Origin of the sequence: Janthinobacterium aquaticum (genome assembly GCF_009208565.1) — a bacterium.
Lineage (GTDB): Bacteria > Pseudomonadota > Gammaproteobacteria > Burkholderiales > Burkholderiaceae_D > Janthinobacterium.
In genome coordinates, this window is record NZ_WFLK01000009.1 from 146,873 (window position 1) to 167,044 (window position 20,172).

At 63.0% G+C, this 20,172-nt stretch carries 14 protein-coding genes; 10 read left to right on the forward strand and 4 right to left on the reverse strand.

The window, feature by feature from the left end; translation table 11 throughout:
* The first annotated feature begins 9 nt into the window (after positions 1-9).
* Positions 10-225 (forward strand): hypothetical protein, encoded by a 216-nt coding sequence (locus tag GCM43_RS15605; protein ID WP_152245861.1) that lies wholly within the window; start codon positions 10-12, stop codon positions 223-225.
* Positions 226-248: 23 nt separating this feature from the next.
* On the opposite strand, the gene GCM43_RS15610 is transcribed toward GCM43_RS15605, so the two are convergent.
* Positions 249-971 carry a PhaM family polyhydroxyalkanoate granule multifunctional regulatory protein gene (locus GCM43_RS15610; RefSeq protein ID WP_152245863.1) on the reverse strand — a complete coding sequence of 241 codons (723 nt, stop codon included), beginning with the start codon at positions 969-971 and terminating at the stop codon, positions 249-251.
* A 161-nt stretch (positions 972-1,132) separates the two neighbouring features.
* Here GCM43_RS15610 and GCM43_RS15615 point away from each other — a divergent pair, with 161 nt between their 5' ends.
* From GCM43_RS15615 to GCM43_RS15645, 7 genes are all read left to right on the forward strand, one after another.
* Positions 1,133-2,254, forward strand: coding sequence for a DUF3108 domain-containing protein (locus GCM43_RS15615; protein ID WP_152245865.1), 1,122 nt, complete (start codon positions 1,133-1,135; stop codon positions 2,252-2,254).
* A gap of 1 nt (position 2,255) precedes the next feature.
* Positions 2,256-3,020 (forward strand): DUF3108 domain-containing protein, encoded by a 765-nt coding sequence (locus GCM43_RS15620; RefSeq protein WP_152245867.1) that lies wholly within the window; start codon positions 2,256-2,258, stop codon positions 3,018-3,020.
* Between the two features lie 183 nt (positions 3,021-3,203).
* On the forward strand, positions 3,204-4,583 hold the full coding sequence (locus GCM43_RS15625) for a hypothetical protein (protein ID WP_152245869.1): 1,380 nt from the start codon (positions 3,204-3,206) through the stop codon (positions 4,581-4,583).
* Positions 4,576-5,286, forward strand: a complete 711-nt coding sequence (locus tag GCM43_RS15630; RefSeq protein WP_152245871.1) for a hypothetical protein — start codon at positions 4,576-4,578, stop codon at positions 5,284-5,286. Before GCM43_RS15625 ends, GCM43_RS15630 begins: the two co-directional genes overlap by 8 nt.
* Before the next feature lie 8 nt (positions 5,287-5,294).
* Positions 5,295-8,126, forward strand: a complete 2,832-nt coding sequence (locus GCM43_RS15635; RefSeq protein ID WP_152245873.1) for an ATP-binding protein — start codon at positions 5,295-5,297, stop codon at positions 8,124-8,126.
* Between the two features lie 2 nt (positions 8,127-8,128).
* Positions 8,129-9,151 carry a DUF4424 family protein gene (locus tag GCM43_RS15640; protein ID WP_193315634.1) on the forward strand — a complete coding sequence of 341 codons (1,023 nt, stop codon included), beginning with the start codon at positions 8,129-8,131 and terminating at the stop codon, positions 9,149-9,151.
* A 10-nt stretch (positions 9,152-9,161) separates the two neighbouring features.
* Entirely contained in the window at positions 9,162-9,959 is a 798-nt protein-coding gene (locus tag GCM43_RS15645) for a hypothetical protein (RefSeq protein ID WP_152245877.1), read from the forward strand.
* Position 9,960: 1 nt separating this feature from the next.
* Here the strand turns inward: GCM43_RS15645 and GCM43_RS15650 are convergent, their stop codons facing one another.
* Positions 9,961-10,479, reverse strand: a complete 519-nt coding sequence (locus tag GCM43_RS15650) for a hypothetical protein (RefSeq protein WP_152245879.1) — start codon at positions 10,477-10,479, stop codon at positions 9,961-9,963.
* Between the two features lie 172 nt (positions 10,480-10,651).
* On the opposite strand from GCM43_RS15650, the gene GCM43_RS15655 reads away from it, so the two are divergent.
* The gene (locus GCM43_RS15655; RefSeq protein ID WP_152245881.1) at positions 10,652-13,150 is read left to right on the forward strand and encodes an alpha/beta hydrolase family protein; all 2,499 of its coding nucleotides are present in this window, start codon (positions 10,652-10,654) and stop codon (positions 13,148-13,150) included.
* 141 nt (positions 13,151-13,291) lie between these two features.
* Positions 13,292-13,531, forward strand: coding sequence for a hypothetical protein (locus tag GCM43_RS15660; protein WP_152245883.1), 240 nt, complete (start codon positions 13,292-13,294; stop codon positions 13,529-13,531).
* Between the two features lie 125 nt (positions 13,532-13,656).
* On the opposite strand, the gene GCM43_RS15665 is transcribed toward GCM43_RS15660, so the two are convergent.
* Both GCM43_RS15665 and GCM43_RS15670 read right to left on the reverse strand, forming a co-directional pair.
* Positions 13,657-18,069, reverse strand: coding sequence for a translocation/assembly module TamB domain-containing protein (locus GCM43_RS15665; RefSeq protein ID WP_152245885.1), 4,413 nt, complete (start codon positions 18,067-18,069; stop codon positions 13,657-13,659).
* Complete coding sequence (locus GCM43_RS15670; RefSeq protein ID WP_152245887.1) at positions 18,069-20,048, reverse strand: autotransporter assembly complex protein TamA; 1,980 nt, start codon at positions 20,046-20,048, stop codon at positions 18,069-18,071. The genes GCM43_RS15665 and GCM43_RS15670 overlap by 1 nt, the downstream gene beginning before the upstream one ends.
* Positions 20,049-20,172 lie beyond the last annotated feature (124 nt).

Genomic DNA, 20,172 nt, shown 5'->3' on the forward strand with positions numbered 1-20,172 from the left:
GAATACACTATGCGTGATGTAGTCAATGAAGTCTACAAAAAAATGAAAGTCGGCAGTATTGCCTGGGTACGCCCGGTTGCGGCCAAAGGCGATACCCTGGAAACGTTCCAGGCTTCCTACGAGCACGCCAAGGCCTTGGCTGACGAAGGCCTGATCACGATCGGCGACGTCAAACGCCAGGCTGACAATCTGATCGAGGCGATCCGCATCCACCGTATCGGCTGATCACGACCTGCGCCGCACGGCCATCAGGTCTTGCCGGCAGGCTTGGCCTTGGGCGCCGTACGTTTTGCCGGTGCGCGTGCTTTGGCCGGTGTGGCTGTTTGCGCCGGCCCGGCTTCCTGCTTGCCAGCTGGCGCTGCCGGTTTGACGCCGGCAGGGTCGCTGGCCATGGCGCTGCTGACGGCCAGCTTGAACTGATCCTGTAACAGATTCCACCAGACACTCGGGTTGGCCAACTGGGCAGCTGCTTGCGTCGCCGCATCGCCGGCCGCCGGATCGCCGGCCGGCGCGGCGGCGGCGGTTGGCGGCGCCTCGGCTTGCGGCTTGGCCTGCTGTGCCGGTTCGGGCGCGGCCGCTTTGGCTGCTGCCGGCTGCTGGAAAAATGCCGCGGCATACGGCACGGTCTCGAACAGCGACTTGTCGCTGGCGCCTGGCTGGGTCATGGCGGCGGCCATGCTGGCGCCCATCGACTGCAAGGTGGTAATTGTGCCGCGCTGCACTTCCAGCGCCTGGATACTGCCGCGCAGCATGCTGATATTGAGGTTGAGCCAGGTTTCAACGGCTTTCAAGTCGTTGATTTTCTTGTCCAGCTCTTCTACCGACAGCGTCGGCGCGGTAATGCCAGGTACGCCGAGGCCCGGCATGCCCATGCCGGGCACGCCCATGCTGCTCCACAGGTTCTTGACGAAATCGAGCGTATCGGTCACAACTGCTGCGCCCGGCATCTGGGGCATATGTGGATTGGCCATGAAACTCTCCTGTAGGTGGTTTGCCCTTAGCGTAGCAGATATCAGCTTGCTACTGACAGCTGGCGCCTGACATTTTTTTGCCAACATTTGCTTACACAAAACAATTGCGGCAAAAGCAGCAGTAAGCTTGAAAAAACGCGGCAGGCGTTACACTTGTGTCCATGACGTCAGCTTCCTTCTTCTCGCCGCCACGCCGCCGCACCGTGATTTTCATCGTGGTGATCGTGGTGCTGCACTACCTGGCGCTGCGCTGGCTTACTTTGCAGGCGGGTAGCAGGCTGCCCGTGCAGGACAGCGTGCATGAAACCAGCGTGGCGCTGCTGCCCGACACCAGTGCGCCGCCGCCGCTGCCGCCGGTGGCGCCGTCGTTGCCGGAGCCGGCCTTGGCGCCGCCGCCCTTGCCGACGTTGCCGCTGGCCGCCATCAATGCCGAGGCGCCGCCAGTGGCGCCGGTGGCCGCTGATGCACCAGCAGCAGCGCCTGCTGTTGCAGTGCAGCAAGCGCCTCCTGAGACCGCGTCCGAGCCTGCACCCGAGACCGTTGCGGCAAGTCCGGCGGAGCCGCCGCCACCGGCCGCACCGGCCGCGCCGCGCTACAAGACCAGCGTGCCGGCGTCGGCCCAATTCGACATGCAGGTGGACCGCCGCGATGCCGACGGCACCAAGTGGACCGGCGTGGCGTCGATGTCGTGGAATAACCGCGGTGACAGTTATCGCCTGGGTTTCGAAGCGGGCATCAGCATGCTGGTGACCCGCATCAACCTGCTGGTGATGCACAGCGAGGGCGTCATCGACGCCAGCGGCGTGGCGCCGCGCACGGTGACGGAAAAGCGCCGCGGCCGCGCGCAGACGGCCACGCACTTTGATCCCGACAAGAAAACCATCACGTTTTCCGCCACCACGGCCAGCGTGCCGTGGCAGGAGGGTGCGCAGGACAAGGCCAGCGTGCCGTTCCAGCTGGCCGCCATCGGCCGCGGCGACGTCAACCAGCTGGCCGGCAATATCGACATCCTGGTGGGCGAGGAAAAAGGCGCGGCCGTGTTTCGCTTCAAGCTGGTGGGCGAGGAGGAACTGGAAACGAAGATGGGCCGGCTGGTGACCTGGCATCTGAGCCGCCCGCCCAAGCCGGGCACTTATTCGTCGCAGCTCGATATCTGGCTGGCGCCGTCGCTGCAATGGTATCCGGTGCAGATACGCAATACCGAGGCCAGCGGCGCCGTGACCACCCAAACCGTGAGTCAAATTACTGTCAACGATACAACAAAAGATACAACAGGAAAATAAAATGCATACTTTCAATCGATTCAAAACCGCGCTGGCGGCAGGTTTGCTGGCCGCGGCCGCCAGTTCCGCCTTTGCCGCCGACGAGGCGGTCGAACATCCGGTGATCAAGCGTCCGTTCAAGCTGCTGCCGTCGGCCGACCTGGTTTATACGATCAAGGCAAAACAAAAGGGGTTGTCGCTGTCGGGCGAATCGACCAGCAACTGGCGCGCCGGCGACGGCAAATACGCGCTGCTGGCCGAAACCCGTGCCGCGCTGTTCGGCAAGATCCTCGAACAGCGCAGCGACGGCACGGTCGACGATTACGGCCTGGCGCCGGCGCAGTTCGTGGAAAAACGTTTCCGCAAGGAAGCGGCCACCACCGTGTTCAACCGCGACAGCAAGACCATCACCTTCAGCGAAGGCGACAAAAGCTATCCGCTAAACGGTGGCGAGCAGGACCGCAACAGCACGGTCTGGCAACTGTCGGCCGTGGCGCGCGCGGCGCCCGAGAAATTCGTGCCCGGTTCATCCTGGACCTTCTTTGTTGCCGGCCGCAATGACGCCGAACCATGGACCTTCAAGGTAGTGAAGGAAGAGCCGGTGGCCACCGGCCAGGGCGAGGTACAGGCGATCCACCTGATCAAGACCCCGCCTCCGAACAAGAAAGGCCAGCAGGTCGACCTGTGGCTGGCGCCTTCGCTGGAGTGGTATCCGGTCAAGATAACGTTTGCCGACGATGATGGTGATTATGTGGAGCAGACGCTGCAAAAGATTGTCAAAAAATAAGCTCGTATTTTGATTGTTGCTTTGTTGCAATTTTGTCGCCGACGCTGCCAAAAGCCGGGTCCAGACCCGGCGCGGCCGACCCCAACTGTTATACTGACGCCCCCGCGAACCCCCAAGCCCGCAGCGCCGTCTATGCCCTGCGCAGCCCGCTGAACACTCATCCGGAATAGAATGATTGATATAATGGCAAGTGCAGCCGTGGCTGCGGACGCAAACCAGACTGAGCAGCAACAACAGGAACACCAGGACACGCTGCAGGCGCATTTCCAGCCCAATATCTCGGCCGACGAGATCGAACAGGTGTTCCACCTGAAGCGCGCGCAGCCGCTGCTGCAGGTGTTTACCGCCTTGTTTCATGGGGGCTTTGACGGCGTGCTGGTGCGTTTGCTGGTGTTGCGCGAGCTGGCGGCCGATGCCGGCACCTCGGCCTATACGCGCGCCGATATCAACACCAAGCTGGCCTACCTGCTGCCGGAAAGCCTGGAAACGGTGCTGCTGCGCCTGCGCAGCAACCAGTTGCTGGCCTGGGATGCGCAGCAGGGCGTGTATCGCGTCACGCCGATGGCGCGCAATGTGCTGTCGGCCATCGACGGCCTGCTGGGCCTGGGCCAGAGCGAAGACGAGGCCGAGATGGGCTTTCTGCTGTCGCAGGTGGCCGGTTCGCAGGCGGTGGGCGGCGTGTCGGTCGAGCAGTTGCAGCATCTGCTGGGGCGCCTGGTCGACCTGACCGATGAATTTTCCGACGCGATTGCTTCCGGTTCCGAGTTCCGCCTGCGCGCCGCGCAGGTCAAATGGAACCTGGCCTGCGACTGGGTCGAGAAGGGCTCGGAAATCCTGCTGGCCATTACCTCCGATGAAAACGCCGATGGCGCCACGCACAAGGCGGCGCAGGCGATCGGCCGCGCCCAGAGCAAGCTGCTCAATATGCAGGGCATGTTCTCGCGCGCCCTCAACCAGATCGAGCGCCAGCGTGTGCACCTGGGGCAGTCAGGCCTGTCGACCACCGATATCAAGCGCTGGCTGCTGCAGCACGAGGATCTGGCCAGCCTGGCTGAAAACGCCATCGACCAGCCGGTGGTGCCGCTGTTTGCCACGCCGGCCGAGATGATCGACGTGGCCGAGACCGAACTGCTGTCCGAACGCGCGCTGGGCACTGCCAGTACCGGCCTGCCCAGCGGCGAAGACGCGCCCACCACCATCAGCGAAGGCCCTGCCATGCAACTGGAACTCGATGATCTGCTCGAACGCCTGTCCAATTTTGCCAGCCTGGGCAACTTCCCCAGTATCGGCGAAGAGGCGCCCAAGACGGCCGCCGTGCATGAGTCGCTGCTGCCGGCCAGCTTTGCCGTCGCATCCTACCGCGCCTCGATGCTGCCGCTGTTGGGCGACGAGTCCGAAGCGAGTCTGCAGGGCGCCACGGCCGAGCTGGCGCGCCTGCCGATCACCTTTACACCAAGCGACGAGCTGGTGCAATTGAACGACCCGCATGTGGCGGCCATGTCGATTGCCTCGCTTTCGCTCAATTTCTCTCTTGATTTAGATAGCGGCACTGCCGATGAATGACGATTCCCAAATCCTGATTGCGCGCCTGCTCACGCATCAAACCCTGCGCCGCGACGACAAGCTGGTCAAGCGCGTGCTGTCGGACGAGCTGTTCCGCGCCGAGATCGATGCGCGCCTGCTGGCCTGCGGCATGAAGCTGCTCGACAACGTGTATGCCGACCATGTGACGCTGGCCCTGTCGCGCACCATCGAGCCGAAGATTTTCGGCGCGCGCGACGTCTGGCAGAACAATAACTTCGGCCTGGCGAGGGATGGCGTGGCGCTGCTGGTGGTGCTGTGGGCGCAAATCATCCTGCCCAAGCGCGAACGCCAGGAAACCCACCAGCATGCCGACGACGACCAGAACGACATGTTCGGCACCGACAAGCCGCTGCCGCGCGCCGAAGACACCTCGGTCGGGATTGCCTACAAGGCGCTGCTGGCCGACTTCGGCGATAAATTGGGCAAGAAGACCCGCATGGACATGAATCTGGGCACGCTGGCCAAGCTGGGCTTTATCGAGCGGCGCGGCGACTATATCCTGGAAGGCCCGCTGCTTGACCTGATGATGGATACCGATGTGCTCAAGGAACGCATTATCAACGGCGCGCTGGCCGACGTCTTCAAGCGCGTGCCGGCGCGGCTGGTACCGGTTGGCGAACCGCTGTCGGAGCCCGATGCCGAGCCGCTGGACGGCCTCGATGAATCTCAATTGCCTCACTGAAAGCTGCCATGTTTCATATCAAATCGCTGGAACTGGTGCACTGGGATTACTGGCAGCGCATCAAGAATATTCCGCTCGATGCCAAGATCATCACCATTGCCGGCCAGAACGGCTCGGGCAAGACCACTTTGCTCGACGCCTTGCGCACGCTGTTCGGCCTGGACTGCTCGATGGGCCGCACCTACAAGCACTATGCACGCCACTCGGGCCAGCAGACGGCCTGGCTGCGCGCCGTGGTCGACAACCGCAACCGGGGCCGGCAACTGTCGAACCGGCCGTTTCGCAGTTCCGGTTTTTTCAGCGACGATGAAGTCACGCTGTTTTGCCAGATACAGAAAAACGGCGGCGACTGGAAGCGCCAGTATCTGATGCGTCCGGGTAATGTGCAGATCGAGGACATCAGCGACGCCAACGACTGGCTGGGCGTGGAAAACTACCGCAAGCGCCTGGCCAATGCCGGTTTGTCGCAGGCCATGTCGAAAGTGCTGGCGTTAGAGCAGGGCGAAACCGACAAGCTGTGCGAATATGCGCCGCGCCAGCTGCTCGACCTGGTGTTCCAGGTGTTTGGCGACAAGGAGGTGCTGGACGCCTATGACGAAGCCAAGCGCCATCAGCGCGATACCGAAGAAGAACTGAAACGCTTCGAGGCCGAACTGGAAGCGTCGAAAACCAATCTGGAAGGCCTGCGCCTGCGCGTGGCCAACTATCATCAGTGGGAAGGGCTGCACAAGGAGCGGCGCAACCTGCTCGAAGAAGTGCTGCCCAGCCTGCAGTACCACGAGGCGCGCGAAAAAGCCGCGCAGGCCAGCCGCCAGCTGCGCGATGCGCGCAAGCCAATGGCTCAGCTCGACCCGCTGCTGGCCGACAAGCGCAATGCGCTCGCTGCGCAGGCCAAGGCGCTGTCGGACGCGCAGATGAACGAAACGCTGCTCGAGCAGGAATCGATCGGCCTGCAAAGCCGCCTGTCACTGATCAATGCCAAGCTCAAGCCGATCGACAGCCTGCTCGAACAGAAAGAGCGGCTGCAGAAACTGGCGGCCGATTCGGGCAGCGATATTGCTGAAGTGGCGGTGCAGCTGGAACAGAAAGAAGCCGAACTGCTGCGCCAGCGCCAGCAGCGCGATGCAGTCGCTGCGCGCATTGCCGCCGACCAGGCCACGATTGCCGCGCTGCAGGGCAAGACCGCCATGCCGGAGCCGGACAATGTACGCGCCATGCGCCGTGCGCTGCGCGACGCCGGTATCGGCCACGCCATGCTGTCCGATATCGTGGAAGTAACCGACAGCCGCTGGCAGGGCGCGGTCGAAGGCGTGCTCGGCGGCTACGCCTCGGTGGTGCTGCTCGACCAGGCCAAGGATGCTGCTGCCGCCTACCGGCTGGCGGAAAAAGAGCGCTATCGCCACTTTATCGTGCCCGACCTGGTCACCGCACCGGTGGCGAAAGACGACAGCCTGCTGGCGGTGGTAAAGTTTTCCGCGCCGGTGCCCTCGTGGCTGATCGATCAGCTGTCGCGCATCGGCCGCGTCGATTCGGTCGAAGCGGGCTTCAAGCTGGGCAACCAGGAAGAATGGATCACGCCCGAAGCCTATCACCGCGAACGGCGCGGCGGGCGCTCGCTGTTTGTGGAAGCGTCGCGTTATCGCTTCGGCCAGGCCGGCCGCAGTGGCCGCATGGAAGCGCTGCAGCGCTCGTTGCCGGGCCTGGAAGCGCAGGAAGACACGCTGACGCTGGCCATTTCCAAACTGGCGGGCGAAGTGGGCGCACTGAAGGGCCGTATTGCCGGCGTCGATGCGGCCAAGGAATTGAGTGCGCGCCAGGACGAATTTGCTGAAGCGCTGCGCAATGCCAAGCCGTTGAAAGAAGAGCGGCTGGAAGTGGGCACGCGCCTGGGCGAACTGCAAAACCTGACCAAGAACGCCACCGTGGTGCGCACGCGCGCCGATACGGTCTGGCAGAACGCGCGCCTGGCCCTGTCGGAAGCGGAAGCCGGCTCGCGCCTCGGCTACAAGAAGCAGATCGAGCAGCGCGCCGAGCATGCGCGCGCCTTGCTGGCGCTGCGCCGCACCTGGCGCCATCTGCCGAAAAGCTGGCGCCGCGCGAGCCGGCGCGCCGCGCTGGTGGCCGAACACCAGAATGCGCACCAGGTCGATTTGCGCGTAGCGAGTCTGCAGACCAGTCTGGCGCGCGACGACTGGGAACTGGACGCCACCGTGATCGACCAGCACCACCGCCTGGCCGAGCAATTGCAGGGCCGCCAGTCGGAAACCGACGAGCGCCGCTACCAGAACAACCGCGCCATCGAAGCGACCGGCAATGCGCGCGGCGCCTATATGGAGCGGCTGCGCTACACAATCAAGACCTACAGCAAGAACATCAAGGAGCTGGGGGCGCTGGCCGGCATCGAAGTGCAGGCCGATCCGGTACGGCTGGAAAACGACGATGTGCAGCTGTCGCAGGCAGGCCTGCATGTGCGCTTCAAATTCGACGGCAAGGGCGTGATCGGCATGAACGACGGTGAAGCGTCGGGCGGCCAGCAGGTGATGAAGTCGCTGGTGCTGCTGATCGGCCTGCTGAAGTCGGAAGACGGTTCGGGCGGCTTTGTATTTATCGACGAACCGTTTGCCCACCTGGATATCCGCAATATCCAGCTGGTCGGCGAGTTTTTGAAAAACACCGAAGCGCAATACCTGATGACGACGCCGCTCACGCATAATACCGATGTCTATGATCCGTCCGAACTGACCTTGATTACCAGCAAAAAGAAAAAGGATGCACCATGGGCACAACCGATTTTTGTCTTGCAGCGGCGCCAGGAAACCCCGGCCGTCAAAGGGGCTTGAGCGTGCTGCGCAAGCTGGCGCTGGCCGCCGCCGTCACGTTGTGCCTGGCAGCGACGGTGCAGGCCAACGACGGCATCGGCTCGATCACCACCGGCGGCATCGTGTTTGGCAAGACCGATGCGGTGGCCATGAAAAAGGAAGTGCTCAACGTCAGCCCTGCGCTGATCAGGGTTGAATACGAGTTTCTCAATGAGTCGTCGCGCGATGTGGAGGAAACCATATTCTTCCCCTTGCCCGAATACCAGGCAGGCTACCACCAGTCGCCCACGTATTACGGCCAGCCCAAAGATTTTTCAATCGAGGTCGATGGCCAGCCCAAGGCTTACCAGACGCGGCTCGAGGCCAAACTGGACGGCAAGGATGTGACGGCGCGCCTGAAGGCGCTGGGCCTGTCGAACGAACAGATCGCCTATTTTCCGTCCTACACGCTGTTTGACAAAAAGGTTGCCAAGCTCACTGCTGCGCAGCAAAAAGCGCTGATTGCCGACGATTTGCTGGCCAAACTAGACGACGAGGAAAACTGGGTGCCGGCCTGGAGTGTGAAGATTATCTACCAGTGGCAGCAGAAATTTCCGGCCGGTAAAGTAGTGCGCGTGCGCCATCAATATGCGCCGTTTATTGCGGCTGGCCCCGGCGCGTCCTACCTGGGCGAAGGCAAGGAGTTCGAGCAGAAATACTGTGGCGACAAGGCGTTCTATGCGACCTGGAACAAGCTTGCCAAGAAGCAGGGCGAGAGTGGCTTTGTCAATGCGGCGTGGGTGTCGTACATATTAACCACCGGGAACACCTGGAAGAATGGCATCGAAGACTTCACGCTCAATCTGGTCAAGGAAAAACCGGACGAACTGATCAGCCTGTGCTTCCCGGGCACCTTCAAGAAAATCAATCCCACCACGCTGCAAGTGAAGCTGCGCAACTTCCGTCCGCAGCAGGAATTGAATGTGTATTTCGGTAATTTGGATAACGGTGCTGAAAACACCGGCGTGGCGCCCAAGCTGCCAGCCAATTTTGGCATCGGAAAATAAAGGAAACAACTTGCAGATACCAGCAATCAGCCGTCTGGCCCGTTTTGTGTGTTTGTCCACCGCGCTGGCCATGCCTGCCGCCTGGGCCAGCAATTATAGTGACTTTGCCAGCGCCAACGACCGTTTTTCCGTGCTGATGCTGCACGCCAAGCCGGAAACGGGCTTGCCGCAGATGAGCGATCCGGCCGTCAAGGATATGTTCGCCACCGTGGTCGATGGTAACCGCCTGTTTGCCAGACCCGATGCGCCCTTGAACAAGATGGCCACCAGCCTGGCCATCTGCCAACAGGTGACTGGCTATGCCCAGTACTACCAGAACTTCGGCATGAATCAGTTTGGCGCCTTGAACGGTACCGAACTGCAGCAGGCACGGCGCAAGCAGTTTGACGAGAACCTGGAGAAATATGGCAACGAGATGAGTGCGCTGTTTGCCTTTGTGGTCCACTGCAATACGCATCTGATTGGGCTGATGGAAGCCGAGCGCCAGGCCGACCCGGCCGAGGCGGCCACGCCTGAGGGCAAGCAGCGGCTGCATGACTTCAGCGTCAATACGGCGCGCGCCTATGCCGGCCTGGTGCAGTTCGTGGCCATGCCGTTCTGGACGGTGCCGCAAAAGAAAGTCATGATTGAGGCCAGTGCGCAGCACGCCACCGTCAATGCGGCGCTGATGAAGCCGCAGCAGCGCCAGGCACTGCTGTCCAGCCTGGCTGGCGTTGATGGCGAGCTAGATCCATCGCTGGCCGCGCCGCTGGCCACCGTGCGCCAGTCACTGGCCAGCACGGCCTGCACGGGGCTGTGCGAGTACTAGCTTACTCGACTGCTTCGAGCGGTTTGCTGCGCTGGCGCCAGCGCAGCAAACCCCAGGCGTACCAGCTGTAGTAGCCGGTCAGCAGGCCGTAGGCGGCCATCGTCAGCGGGCTCTGGCCGAATGGCGGCGGCGGCACCGGCACATCGAGGCGCGTGTTGAGGTAAATTTCCATGCCGCGATACAGCAATCGCGCCACGAATACCATCGTGACCACCAGCGCCAGGTAGCGGTGCTGGGTAAAGTAAAAATCCTTGCCAACCTGCTCGAAGCGGGTCAGTTTCAATCCCAGTACGGCCAGCCAGCCGCCGGCGAGCACGCCGGCGCCCAGGCTCGACAGCGGCAGCAGCTCGAATCTGGTGGTAAATGCCAGAAACACGATCAGGGCTGGAAAGGCAATCGCCACCAGCCAGTGACGCCACGGCTGTGATTTCTGGCGCGCCACCAGTTTTTTCAGGCGCGAATAAATGCGCCACACCAGCAGCGGAACCAGGAACAGCAGGGCAAGAGTGGTTGTTTCCATGAGTGAATGCGATAACGGCTAAAGCTGCGATTGTAAGCCAGATCGCCGGCCGTGCGGCAGCGCTGGAAAAGTTGCTTGTTGACATTTCAAGAACGCTTGCGCACTATGATCCGTCCTGCCGGCCGTGCATCACGGCTGTCGTCTGTCTGTTTATCGCTGATCACGGAGCTCCATGTCTACTCGTCTGCCCCTGCTGCCCCTGTTGCCCCTGTTGCCCCTTTCCGTTGGCCTGATGGCCGCCTCGTCGATGGCCACTGCACAAGATAGCGGCTATCAGCTGCCGCCTGCCGCGCTGCAGGCCATTGTCGATGCGCCGCGCGCGCCAACCCTGAGCCTCTCGCCGAAACGCAACCTGGCCGCCATGCTGGTCACGCCATCCTTGCCGGGCATCAGCGAAGTGGCGCAGCCGGAATTGAAACTGGCCGGCCTGCGCATCAATCCGCGCACCTATTCATCGAGCCGGTTCAGCTTTTACACGGGTTTGTCGCTACTCGATATCGATACGCAAAAGCAATTGGTCATCAAAGGCCTGCCGGCCGATGCGCGCATTGCCGACCTGGCCTGGTCGCCCGACCAGCGCTATCTGGCATTCACACAGGTGGTCTACGCCGATGCTGCCAAAGGCGTGAAGGAGTCCGGCGTACAGCTGTGGCTGCTCGACGTGCAGGCGCGCAGCGTGCGCAAGCTGGCCAGCCAGCCTTTGTCGAGCGTGTACGGGCGCGGCTTTTCGTGGATGCCTGACGGCAAGACGCTGCTGGTGCAGCTGAAGCCGGCCAAACTGGGAGCGGCGCCGTCGGCAAGCGGCATTCCGACCGGTCCGGCGATCCAGGACAGTCTGCCCGGCGGCGCCGTCAAGCAGCTGCGCACTTATCCTGATTTGTTGAAAAACGAACAGGATGCGCTGCTGTTCGAGCACTACATCACGGTGCAGCTGGCCCTGATCGATGTAGCTGGCAAGCAGCGCCTGGTGGGCCAGCCTGGTCAGTTCGCGCGCGTGTCGGTCGCGCCTGGCGGCAAGTATCTGCTGACCACCACGCTGGAGCGCCCGTATTCGTATATCGTGCCGGCGCGCAGCTTTGCCCACAAGACCGAAGTGCGCGACCTCAATGGCAAAGTGGTGCATCTGGTGGTGCAGCGTCCGCTGGAAGAAGGCCTGCCACCGGGTAACGATGCAGTATCGGCCGGCGTGCGCGATATCAGTTGGCGCGTCGATGCGCCGGCCACGCTGGTCTGGGCCGAAGCGCAGGATGGCGGCGATCCGGCCAAGACGGCGGAGATCCGCGATATTGTCTATACGCAGGCGGCGCCCTTTACCGCTGCGCCGGCCGTGCTGGCCAAACTGGGTTCGCGCTATGCGGGCGTGGCCTGGGGCCGCGGCGACCTGGCTCTGCTCAATGAAGCGTGGTACAAGACGCGCGCCGTCAAGCAGTGGCGCATCTATCCCGATGCACCGGGCAAGGCGGCCGAGCTGGTCTCGTCGCGCTCTTTCGAGGACCGCTATAACGACCCGGGCAGCCCGGTCATGCGCGCCGACGCGGCCGGCTTGCCGCGCCTCTTGATCGGCGCCGACAATACCATCTTGCTCGATGGCCAGGGCGCTTCAAGTGAAGGCGACCGCCCGTTTATCGACCGTTTCAGCCTCGATACCAAAAAGACCGAACGCCTGTTCCAGAGCGCGGCGCCCTACTATGAAAACGTGGTGGCGGTGCTGGACGAAGATGGCAGCCGTCTGCTGTCCACGCGCGAAACGCCGACCGAACAGCCGAACTACTATGTGCGCAACCTGAAAGCCGGCGCAGCAGGCTTGACGCCGCTCACGCATTTCCCGCATCCGCTGCCGCAACTGAAAGACGTGCAGAAAGAGCTGATCCGCTACAAGCGCGCCGACGGCGTCGACCTGACGGCAACGTTGATGTTGCCGCCCAACTACGACGCCAAACGCGACGGCCCGCTGCCGACGCTGATGTGGGCCTACCCACAGGAGTTCAAGACGGCCAGCGCCGCCAGCCAGACCAAGGGTTCGCCGTATAAGTTCAATGCCGTCAGCTACTGGGGCCCGGCCGCCTTCCTGGCCATGGGCTATGCGGTGCTCGATAACCCGTCGTTCCCGATTGTCGGCAACGGCGAACAGGAGCCGAACGACACCTATCTGCCGCAGCTGGTGGCCGATGCTGAAGCGGCAGTCGATGAAGTGGTCAAGCGCGGCGTGGCCGACCGCAACCGCATCGCCATCGGCGGCCACTCGTATGGCGCCTTTATGACTGGCAACCTGCTGGCCCACACGCGCTTGTTCCGCGCCGGCATCGCGCGTAGCGGCGCTTATAACCGCACGCTGACGCCATTCGGCTTCCAGTCCGAAGATCGTTCGTTCTGGCAGGCGCCGGCCGTGTACCAGGCCATGTCGCCGTTCAACTATGCCGACAAGATCAAGGATGCGCTGCTGATGATCCACGGCGAGCAGGACAACAATTCGGGCACCTTTCCGATCCAGAGCGAGCGCATGTTCCAGGCCATCAAGGGCCTGGGCGGCACGGCGCGCCTGGTGATGCTGCCTAACGAAAGCCACGCCTACCGCGCGCGCGAATCAATCATGCACATGCTGTATGAAAGCAACAACTGGCTGGAAAAATACGTGAAGAATGCGCCGCCTGCTGCGCCTGCAGCCAAATAAGCGCGGTTCAAGGCAGTAATTGGCGTTGGCGCCGGCATCTCGTGGTATGGTCTTCCTTTGGTGCAAAGGAAAACCGACCCACGGATGCCTGGTGCGCCTGATTTTCAGCGTAGTTTATTTCGTCAGAAAGGCTGTTTTTAGATGGCAATTATCAAGGAAGTCTACACACGCAAAGTCAGCGGCGACACGTTCGACTATGAGCTTGACTACACACCCGGCGCCGATGTGGGCTGGATCGCGCGCGTGTACCACGACGGCGTACTGAAGGGTTCGCCCCATGGCGCGCTGACCGCCAACGTGCTGACCGGCCCGGCGCTGGAGCAATACCTGCGGGCCTATGTTGAAGGCATGATCGAGCGCGGGCTCGACGTCGCTGAATAAAGCCGGTAGGTCGGAGTAGGTCGGATTAGCGCGCCAGCGCGTAATCCGACAACACCTGCAGCGCCAACAATGTTGTCGGATTACGGCCCGAAGGGCCTAATCCGACCTACGCCTCTCTCCCCCAATCAATCAAACGCCCAGGTATACAGCACATCGAGCGCATTATTGGTGCCGGTCTGGAACTGCAGCGTGATGCGGCGGTTCAGTTTGTAGCGCAGCTTGACCAGGCTTGACGCCGTGCTGGTGCCTTGCTCGAACGTCAGGTAGGCGCGCGAGGACAAACGCTTGCCGACGGTCACCACCGTGCTTTCCAGCCCCTGCGCCTGCGACAGGCCCACTTCATCGAGACCGAGCGAGCTGGCGATCTTGCCTTGCATGCCGCCGCCCGAGCCGCCGAACAGCGCGCCGGCAGCGGTGGTCAGCAGCGCCATTTCATCGCCGGCAGCCGCTTCGGCGCCGTGGCCCAGGATCAGCCAGGCCAGCTTGTCGCTGTCCGAGACGTTCGGCGTCGAGACCAGTTTGGCCGTCGGCGCCTGCGCCGTGCCGCGCACTTCCACACCCGCTTCCACATTGGTTTCCGACAGCGCTTCGCCGTCCGGACGCTTGCGTACCGCCAGGATATTGAGCGACGGATTGTCATAGGCGCCGGTAAAGTTGATCACGCCACGGTCGATCGACAGTTTCTGGCCATAGGCCGCATACAGGCCGTTGGCAACGCGGATGCTGCCCGTCACGCGCGGCGCCGAACTGTTCTGGATACGCGCACGGATATTGCCGGCCAGGTCGGCGTCGATACCCATGCCGCGCAGATGGAAGGCGTTGCCCAAGTCAAATTCCAGATCGACGTTCAGCGGCAGCGATGGCGCTTCCTTGGTGGCGCGGCTGTTCTTGCCCAGTACCACCACGTCGTCGCTTTGCGTTGGCCTGTCTTGCGGCGCCAGTTCGATCAGCGCGCGGTTGGCCTTGAACTTGCCGTCGAGGCTGAAGCGCTTGTCGTTGCGCACCACGCTGGCGTTGCCCGACAGAATCAGGGTACGGTCAGGGCGCGACAGCGCCGTCAGGCGGTCGGCCACCAGGCGCAGCTCCATGGTCGCTTCGCCGCCGGCAAAGCGTACCCAGCCATCAGCCTGGGCCTTGCCGTTGCCGCCGTCAAAGCTCAGCCGCTGCAACTGCAGCTGGTCGCCGGCCAGCTTGGCTTGCAGCACGCCATTGCGCAGGCGCAGGCCCTGTTCGGCCCAGTTCACCACCAGCTTGCTGCCATTGATATCACCGTTCAACAGTGGCGCACCGATGGTGCCGCTGCCAGTCAGCGCCATCTGCAGGGCACCGTCGAGCTGCAGCCCAGCCTGGCCGGTCAGGGCGCCGACCCAGGCCAGCGAGGCGATATTGGTGGTGCTGGTCAGGTTCAGGGTGCTGTCGTTGCCGATGCGTCCGCCCAGCATCTGCACGGTGGCGTTGACGTCGCTCTGGCCCACGCGCGAGCCGTCCAGTTTGGCTTGCAGGCGCAGCTGGTCGTTGGCGATATTGACGCGGGCATCGAGCGTGCGCAGGCCCAGCGTCAGCGGCTGGTACAGGCCGACGGTGACGTCGCCTTTTTCACGGAACAGATGCACCATGCCGGCCAGCACCGGCGTTTTCTGCGCCGCCGTTGGCGCCTGCATGTCCACCTGCCACTGCGCGCCCAGCGTCAGGTCGCCGCGCAGGTTTTCCTGCAGCGCCGGCGAGAACTGGCCCAGGTAGGTCAGTGCCACGCCGGTAGCCTGGCCGGTACTGGCCCAGCGCGGTCCGTTCTTGGTAAGCGACTGCATGGTGATGCTGCCCGCTGGCAGTTTGATCACCGTATTGCCCACGCTGATCTGCTCGGGATTGCCCAGGCCGCCAACGCCGCTGCCGGCCGGGCCGGCCACGCGTACCGCTACCGGCGACTGCAATGCCAAAGCATAGCGGCCCTTGTTCTGCAGGCTGTCGATACTGCCGGTCCAGCTGGCGCCGCTCTGGCTGCCGTGCAGTTGCACGCTGGCGTCAAAGTCGTCGTTGCGCGCTGTCAGCGAGACCGTATGGCTGCCGCGCGTGCCGGTACTTTTCACATGCGCGTTGGCCAGCTTGAAGGTGGGCGTGCTGTAGCCGGTAATATCGAGTTCGGCGTTCAGCGGGTCCTGCGCGCCGGTGCCGCTGCCAACGCTGGCGCTGCCCTTGATGGCAGTGAGGCGCTGGTCGCCAAAGAAGGTCAGGTCGCGTCCGTCCAGGCTCAGCTGCGCTGCCGGTGCGTCCATCTTGCCCGACACGGTGCCGGCAGCGCGCAGCACGCCGCCAAAGCGCGGTCCCAGCGTGGACAGTTGCGGCGCGTCGAGCTTCCAGGTCAACTGGTCGGTGCTGCCGCCCAGCGCACCTTTGGCCAGCAGGCTGTTGGGCCCCAGGCGCAGTTCGGCGTCGACGCTGTCGACACGTTTGGCGGTGGCCGACAATTTGGCATAGCCGGCCAGCGGCGCGTTTTGCAGCGTGGACTCGCGCAGCGCGAGCGTCAGGGCCAGGCGCCAGTCTTTGGTCAGGCGGCCAGTGCCATTGAAGTCGGCGTTGACGTTACCGACTGGCAGGTCGCCAAACGCGGCCGGATTGAGTTTCTGTACCGAGCCGGCCAGTTTCAGGTCGGGTTCCTTGTTGGGGCCGGTCAGGCCGACGTCGCCGCTGGCGTGGATCACGCTGTCGGGAGCAGGGCGCTTGCTGCTGGTTAGACCCAAGCCTTTGGCGTCGGCCACAAAACTGCTGCGCGGCTGCTGCAGCGTGCCTTGTGCCACGCCGCTGGCCAGCAGGGTGCCAACCAGGTTGCCTTGCAACGCAGAGAGCTGGCGTGCATCGACATTCCAGTTGAGCTTTTCGCCGGCGCCGCCAAAGTTGCCCTTGGCAGCGATGGTGTTCTTGCCCAGCGCCAGTTGCACGTCGATACCGCTGAAATGGGCGGCGTCGGCGGTCAGCTTGCCCTTGCCTGACAAAGGCTGGTCAAGCAGCTTGCTGGGGCGCACGGTGAAGTCGGCATTGGCCAGCCACTGCGGCGCGACGTGACCATTGGCGCGTACATCGAGGTTCAGGTCGGCCACCGGGAAGGCGCCGAAGTCGGCCGGATTCAGGCGACTGGTGCTGGCCACGGCTTTGAAGGGTTGGTCGTCCTTGAACGTGATTTCACCGCTGGCGTTAATGCTGCTTTTGCCCGCCTGCAAGGTGGCCTTGCGCAGCATGACCAGCGAGTCGGCCAGCGTGGCTTCCAGGGCCAGGCGCATCTTCGCTTCGCCCAGTTTGGCGCGCACCGCATGCGTCTTGCCATCGCTGTCGAGCGTGATGTCGCCGGCAATGGCGGTATTGTTGATGCTGCTATAAATCTGCTGCAGGTCGATCTTGTCGGTATGCAGCGTAAATTGCGCGGCGCCGATTGGTGCGTTCACGCCATCGCGGTCGAGTTTACCCTTGCCGGCAAACTTGCCGGCCTTGCCGAAGTCGATCAGGGCCGACTCCAGCGTGGTGGCCGTCAGCGTGCCGCCCAGTACCGCTTCGAGCTGGCGCAGCGGCAGTTTCTGCTGGTCAATCTGGCCGGGCGCAGCGTGGTTGACAATGGCCAGCTTGCCCGACACGGCCTGCTGCGCGCCGATGGCCGCATCGAGGTCCAGGCTCAGGTCGGCCTGCGGCCAGGTGGCGTCATAGCGGCCCGGATTGATATTGCGCCCGGCAATGCGCGCCGAACGCAGGATGATGACCGGGTCGAACGGCGCCAGCGCCAGTTGTGCATCGGCCGTGGCCGGTCCGGCCGCACCCTTGGCGCCGATGGTGAGTACATTCAGATCGCCGCCCAGCTGCAGATTGAGCGCTGCCGGTTTTTCGCCGGCGGGCGGGGTGGCCTGCGTCAGGCTGGCCGTGCCCTTGAGTTTGAACGGCTGCGTGCCGGCAATTGTCAGCTCGGCCTTGGCCAGGCCGAATGGGGTGGCGGCCGATGCGTCTTTCAGCTGCCATTCGGTCTTGTCGCCAGACAGCGCAAAGCGGATGTTGTCAAACACGGTGTTGCCGGTCTCGCCGACCAGCGTCAGCTTGTCGAGCTTGGCTTCGCTGATGCCGATTTTGAACGGCGGCGCCAGGCTGGTCGGCATGGTGGATGGTTCATCGGACTTGGCCAGGCTTTGCACGGCCAGGCTGGCCACATGCAGCTCGCTGATCGCAATGCCTTCCGAGAAATACTGGAACGGCGACCAGTTGATATCGACATTGTCGGCCGTGATCTGCTGCGTTTTGTTGCGGTAGCGCACATGACCGAGGTGCATGCGGTTATACAGCGAGCCCGACACGCCGCTCACTTCAATTTCGCCGCCGCTGGCGCTGGCCACTTTCTGCACCAGCAGTTGCAGCGTCGATTCGCGGCCCAGGAACCAGAAGGCGCCACCCAGTAGCAGACCCGCGCTGGCCACGCCGATCAGCAGATAGCGCGGCCAGCGCCGCGCCTTGGGAACTGGCGCCGTCGCGGTCGCCTGTGGGGATTCGTTGTTAGGTTCGGACATCAGAAAGTGAATCCCAGAGAAAAGTGTAAACGATAAGCATGAACGGCGTGGCCATACGCCACGTCGACGTTGATGGGGCCGACCGGGCTCTTGTAGCGCCCGCCCAGGCCATAGCCCGATTTCGGCGTCAGCGCGCCCTTGAAGTCATCTGCGGCATTGCCTGCGTCATAGAAAGCGGCAATTGCCCACTTCGGCTTGAACCAGTATTGATATTCGGCGCTGGCGGTAGCCATATAGCGCCCGCCCACGGTGGCGTCGCCTTCCTTCACGCCCAGTTCCTGGTAGGCATAGCCGCGCACCGACTGGTCGCCGCCGGCGCGGAACAGGTAGACGGCTGGCACACCGGTTTTTTCTTTCGAGCCCAGCGCGCCGATTTCACCGCGCACGATCAGCTCGCCCTTTTCGCCGAGCGGGCGGTAATAGACGCCCTTGCCGGCCACGCGCACGAAGCGCTCGTCGGTCAGCACAGGCAGCAGCGCGCCGCCGATCTGGGCATTCAATACGTAGCCTTTGGTAGGGAACAGCAGGCTGTCGAGGTTGCGTTTGGTAATCGCATAGGTCAGCGGCAGGCTCTTGCTTTGCGTCTGCTCCAGACCGACCACGGTTTTGGTTTCGCTGAGGAACTCGAACGTCAGGCTGCGTTCGAGGTTGGTGCCGCCCCAGTTGCGCTTGGCCGTAACGCTCGATACGGCGGTAATCTCGTTGGAAATATCGCTGCGCTCGAACGACGTGCCCACGCTGTCGTTATAGCCGCGCTCGGTGGTCGGGAAATAGAAAGTGCCGCGCGCCGTCTGTTTCTTGGTCTCCATCGTCAGTGCGCTCTTGAAGCGCGTATTCCAGACGTTCAGGTTGTCGTAGTTGAGCTGGACGCGGTTACCGGTATTGGTACTGAAACCGATACCGGCGCTGACGTTCTGCTGCTTGTTTTCGGTCACGCGCACCACCAGCGGCAGCTGCGGCGAAGGGCCACGCCGGGCAGTGGTTTTTGGTGGTTCCTCACCAGCCGCCTCGGCAGCCTGGGTTTCCTGGCCGGCCTCGATCTGCTCGTTGAGGATGCTGCTCATGTCGGCGCTGACTTCCACGCTGGCAAAGTAGCCGGTGTCCTGCAGGCGCGCCTGGTACAGCTGCAGCGCTGACTCGCTGTAGTACTCGCCGGGACTGATCTTGTTGAGGTTGCGGATAATGCTGGGGTCGTAGCGCTGCAGGCCTTCGATGCGCAGGTCGCCAAAGCGCAGCTCGGGGCCGCTGTCGAGGATGACAAGCAGCGACACTTTATGCGTGTCCGGATCGACCACCGCCTGCGTATCGACCAGCTGCGCGCGCGGGTAGCGCGTCTGCACCACTTCGCGCAGCAGCGCCCGCTTGGCCGATTCCCATTCGGACTGGCGGAAGATGCTGCCGGTTTTCAAGGCCCAGTTGCGTTTGAGTGCTTCCGTATCAAACGGCTCGCTCGCCGCCAGTGGCGGCGTGGGATCGAAGCCGCGCAGTTCCAGTTCGACCTTGTCGACCGTCACCGGTTGGCCCGGCTCGACTTCGACCGTGACCACCGGGCGCTCGGCATTGATGTCGACGCGCACCTCGACGGTGGGCGTATAAAAGCCGGCCGTGGCCACCAGGTTTTTGACCTGTTCCGGTGTATCGCGCACCAGGCGCTGCAGCTGGCCGCGGTCCATGCGCGGGTTGCCGCGAAAGCGTTCCAGGTCGAGGTTTTTCTCCAGCAGCTCATCGAGGTCGCCGGGCGCCACCACTTTGACCGTGTACTGCAGCGCTGGCGTGGCCGGCTCGGCTACGATATCGGCTGCTGTGTCGGTCATCGGTTCGACGCTGGTCGTGTCGGCGGCTGGCGTGTCTGCCGGCGCCTGTATGGGGGCAGCGGCTGTGCTTTCGGGCGGCGCCGGCTCGGCGCTTTGCGCGCGCGCCTCGGCCATCGGCACGGCCAGCAGGCTGCCGCCGGCCAGCGCCAGTGTCAGTTGGCCCATTACTTTTGGCAGCAAGTGTGCCAGAATTCGTGGTCGTATCGCCTTGCCGGCCGTTGTCGGTCGTATGGGTGGTGCAGAAAACATGGTGCTCCAGGTGAGTAAATGCTGAATGCATGTTACCGGA